The sequence below is a fragment of the Clostridium polynesiense genome, from assembly GCF_000820705.1.
Taxonomy (GTDB): Bacteria; Bacillota; Clostridia; order Clostridiales; family Clostridiaceae; genus Clostridium_AA; species Clostridium_AA polynesiense.
In genome coordinates, this window is record NZ_CCXI01000022.1 from 1 (window position 1) to 4,003 (window position 4,003).

The 4,003-nt window shown below is 36.7% G+C and carries 6 protein-coding genes and 1 pseudogene; all 7 read left to right on the forward strand.

Annotation, left to right across the window (positions count from 1 at the left end):
- Positions 1–77: 77 nt before the first annotated feature.
- Positions 78–392 carry a 50S ribosomal protein L21 gene (gene rplU / locus TA89_RS03080; RefSeq protein WP_040210740.1) on the forward strand — a complete coding sequence of 105 codons (315 nt, stop codon included), beginning with the start codon at positions 78–80 and terminating at the stop codon, positions 390–392.
- 2 nt (positions 393–394) lie between these two features.
- Positions 395–721 carry a ribosomal-processing cysteine protease Prp gene (locus TA89_RS03085; RefSeq protein ID WP_040210741.1) on the forward strand — a complete coding sequence of 109 codons (327 nt, stop codon included), beginning with the start codon at positions 395–397 and terminating at the stop codon, positions 719–721.
- 4 nt (positions 722–725) lie between these two features.
- Positions 726–1,025 carry a 50S ribosomal protein L27 gene (gene rpmA, locus TA89_RS03090; RefSeq protein WP_040210742.1) on the forward strand — a complete coding sequence of 100 codons (300 nt, stop codon included), beginning with the start codon at positions 726–728 and terminating at the stop codon, positions 1,023–1,025.
- Between the two features lie 143 nt (positions 1,026–1,168).
- A pseudogene (gene obgE / locus TA89_RS03095) lies at positions 1,169–2,454 on the forward strand (GTPase ObgE).
- A 12-nt stretch (positions 2,455–2,466) separates the two neighbouring features.
- Complete coding sequence (gene yhbY / locus TA89_RS03100; RefSeq protein WP_040210743.1) at positions 2,467–2,766, forward strand: ribosome assembly RNA-binding protein YhbY; 300 nt, start codon at positions 2,467–2,469, stop codon at positions 2,764–2,766.
- Between the two features lie 13 nt (positions 2,767–2,779).
- Positions 2,780–3,382: a nicotinate-nucleotide adenylyltransferase gene (gene nadD / locus TA89_RS03105; protein ID WP_040210744.1), complete on the forward strand. Its 603-nt coding sequence runs from the start codon at positions 2,780–2,782 to the stop codon at positions 3,380–3,382.
- Between the two features lie 18 nt (positions 3,383–3,400).
- Positions 3,401–3,970, forward strand: coding sequence for a bis(5'-nucleosyl)-tetraphosphatase (symmetrical) YqeK (gene yqeK / locus TA89_RS03110; protein ID WP_040210747.1), 570 nt, complete (start codon positions 3,401–3,403; stop codon positions 3,968–3,970).
- The last annotated feature ends 33 nt before the right edge of the window (positions 3,971–4,003 follow it).

Here is a 4,003-nt window from a genome sequence, read left to right on the forward strand (position 1 = left end):
ACACCATTGGTTTTTTATAAAACAACTCCCAGAGAGTTGTACCTGAAGTGGCGAGACCGTTATGAGGAGGTGTATTCATGTACGCAGTATTAACAACAGGTGGAAAACAATACAGAGTTCAAGAGGGAGACGTTATATACGTTGAAAAATTGAATGCTGAGGTTGATTCAACAGTTGAGCTTACAGAGGTTCTTGTGGTTTCCAAGGAAAACGGAGAATTAGTAGTTGGTAAGCCAGTAGTTGAAGGTGCAAAAGTTGTGGCTAAAGTAGCTTCTCAAGGCAAAAATAAGAAAATCATAGTTTTCAAATATAAGCCTAAGAAAGACTACAGAAGAAAGTCAGGTCACAGACAGCCTTACACTAAATTAGTTATCGAAAAAATTGAAGCTTAATTATGACTGATATTAAGTTTAAAAGAAAGTCCGGTGAGATAGTTTATTTTTCCATGGATGGCCATGCCGGTTATGCATGTGAAGGAGAAGATATTGTGTGTGCAGCACTATCAGTTCTGTCTCAAACCATGATAATTGGAATAGAAGAGATTTTAAAAATAAAGCTTAAGTATGAAATTGATGATGGATTATTGATATGTTCCATAGAGAAAAACAGCAGCGAAGAAATTTTAAGCTGTCAGGTTCTGCTTCAAACCATGCTTAAGAGCATTGAAAGTATGATAGTTTCGTACGGTAAATATATCAACCTGGAGATAGAGGAGGTGTAATACTATGTTAATAATAAACCTTCAATTGTTTGCTCATAAAAAAGGAGTTGGTAGCTCCAAGAACGGTAGAGATTCAGAATCCAAAAGACTTGGTGTTAAGTCTGCGGATGGACAGTTTGTTCTTGCTGGAAACATAATAGTTAGACAGAGAGGAACAAAAATTCATCCAGGTGCTAACGTAGGTAAAGGTAAAGATGATACCTTATTTGCTAAGCAGGATGGAATCGTTAGATTTGAAAGAATGGGTAAAGACAAAAAAAGAGCTAGCGTTTACCCTGTAGATGTTGAACAGATAGCTGAATAATTTGAAAAGCACCCTGATTAGGGTGCTTTTAATTTAGAATTAATATATAATCCTTATTAATATGAATTCTATATTAATAAAGAAATTTTTACGTGATAATAATATAATTATATTGATAAAATATAGGTAAAGGAGATGAGAATATGTTTATAGATACCGCAAAGTTGTTTGTCAAGTCGGGAGACGGAGGTAATGGAGCTATATCCTTTAGAAGGGAAAAATACATACCTCTGGGAGGACCGGATGGCGGAGATGGAGGAAGAGGCGGAGACGTCATATTAAAAGTAGATCCTCAGATGACCACTCTCCTTGACTTTAAATATAAAAAGAAATTTGCTGCAGAGAGAGGCGGCAACGGTGCAGGAGCAAAATGCTACGGGAAAAATGGCGATAATTTAATAGTCAAGGTTCCTATGGGTACCATTGTGAGAGATGTTGAAACAAACAAAATAATGGCTGATTTATCCCATGAAGATGATACCTATGTAGTATGCAAAGGTGGTAAAGGCGGTAAGGGAAACACTAAATTTGCAACCCCTACAAGGCAGGCTCCAAGCTTTGCAGAGCCGGGAATGCCTGGAGAGGAAAGATGGATAACCTTAGAGCTTAAGCTTTTAGCAGATGTAGGCTTATTGGGATTCCCTAATGTAGGTAAGTCCACACTGCTTTCCATGGTTTCAAAAGCAAGACCAAGATTGCAAACTACCATTTTACAACTATAAAGCCTAACTTAGGAGTTGTAAGCGTGCCGGGGATTCAGCCCTTTGTAATGGCGGATATTCCGGGAATAATAGAAGGTGCAGCGGAAGGTGTAGGTCTTGGACTAGACTTTTTAAGGCACATAGAAAGAACCAGATTGCTTATCCATGTTGTAGATATCTCCGGAATAGAAGGAAGAGATCCCGTTGAGGATTTTATAAAGATTAATGAAGAATTGAAAAAGTACAGCGTTAAGCTTTGGGATAGACCTCAAATTATAGCGGCTAATAAGTCTGATATGCTCTATGATGAGGAAGTTTTTATTAACTTTAAAAATAAGCTTAAAGAAATGGGTTACGAAAAAGTGTATAAAATATCCGCAGCTACCAATGAAGGGGTAGAAGCTTTAATTAAAGAGGCTGCAGAGGTATTAAGCACTATTCCTGTAACAGATTTGGAGATTTCTGAGGAGGAAAAATTCGTTCCGGAAGAAAAGAAATTTACTTATGCCATTTCCGTTTTGGAGGAAGATGGACTTAAGATATACTCCATAGAGGGAAGCTTTGTAGATAGGCTGCTTATGGCTGTAAATATAAACGATCCCGATTCATTGAAGTACTTCCACAAGGTGCTTAAAAACAAAGGAATACTGGATGAACTTGTAGAAATGGGAATAGAAGACGGTGACACGGTAAGATTAAATGACTTTGAATTTGAATTTATGAGATAAGGGGGTATTAATTTGATTACAAGCAAACAGAGAGCCTATTTAAGGTCTCTTTCAAACGGTATAAGTCCTATATTTCAATTAGGAAAAAACGGAATTGAAGATGCATTTTTAAACCAAATTGAAGATGCTTTAGAGGCAAGGGAGCTTATCAAAATAACAATTTTAGAAAATAGCGGCTGCGATCCCAGGGAAGCCTCGGATAAAATCTGCGAAGCTATAGGATGTGAAGGGGTTCAGGTTATAGGAAATAAGATAGTTTTATATAAAAAGTCTCTTAAAAAACCTAAAATAGAGCTTCCGGAAAGAAAATAGCATTTAAACATCTATGAAGAAAATCGGATTGCTTGGAGGTACCTTTAACCCTATTCACAATGGCCACCTTTACATTGCTTCAGAAGCTAAGGCAAAATTTGACCTTGAGGAAATAATTTTTATGCCCGCAGGGAACCCTCCCCATAAAAGGAGCAGGGAGATTTTATCCGGTATTATGAGGAGTGAAATGGTAAAGGCTGCTGTAGAAGGATACACAGGCTTTACCCTATGTGATTATGAAATAAACAAAAAAGGCTACAGCTATACCTTTGAAACCCTGCAGCATTTAAATAAGCTCTATGAAGATGTAGAAATATACTTTATAACAGGAGCAGACTGCCTTATGGAGTTAAGCAGTTGGAGAAGGGTAGAAGAAATATTGGAGCTTTCTAAATTTGTGGTTTTTAAAAGGCCTGGATATAATCTTCAGGAGCTTTTAAAACAAAAGGAAAAGGTAGAAAAGCACTACAATAAAGAAATATTCTTTTTAGATTTATTGGAAATGGATATTTCGTCCACAGACATAAGAAGAAGGATTAAAAATAGCGAAGAGTATAGATTTTTTCTGCCGGACAGAGTATACCGCATAATAGAGAAGCTAAATTTATATAGATGATGTAAAAGAGGTAGTGATATGTGGAGTAAAAATAAGATTAAAGAATATTTAAAGGAAAATACTTCTGAAAATAGATACATACATATTTTAGGAGTTGTTGAGACATCTCAAAGTCTTGCTGACAGATATGGAGCAGACAGGGATAAAGCTGCACTGGCAGCGTATATCCACGACGCAGCAAAGCACCTTCCCGGAGATAAATTAATAAAGCTTATTGAGGATAAAGGTTTTAAATTAACCAGTGAAGACAAAGCCATGCCTCAGCTGCTTCACGGTCCTGCTGGAGCTATTATAGCAGAAGAGCTTATGGGAATAAAGGACAGAGAAGTACTGGATGCAGCAAGGTATCATACCACCGGTAAAGAAAATATGAATCTCTTAGAAAAGATAGTATACATTGCAGATTTAATAGAGCCCTCCAGGGATTATCCCGGGGTGAAGCACTTAAGAGAACTGGCTTTAAAGGATATAGATAAGGCTCTTCTCCAGGCTTTTGATAATACCATTAAACATATTATTGATAGAGGGCTGCTTATACATTCAGATACCATAAAATCCAGAAATTATATCATAGTAAATAAAAAATAATGGAGGCTATTGTATGAGCGTCATTAAAGAAGT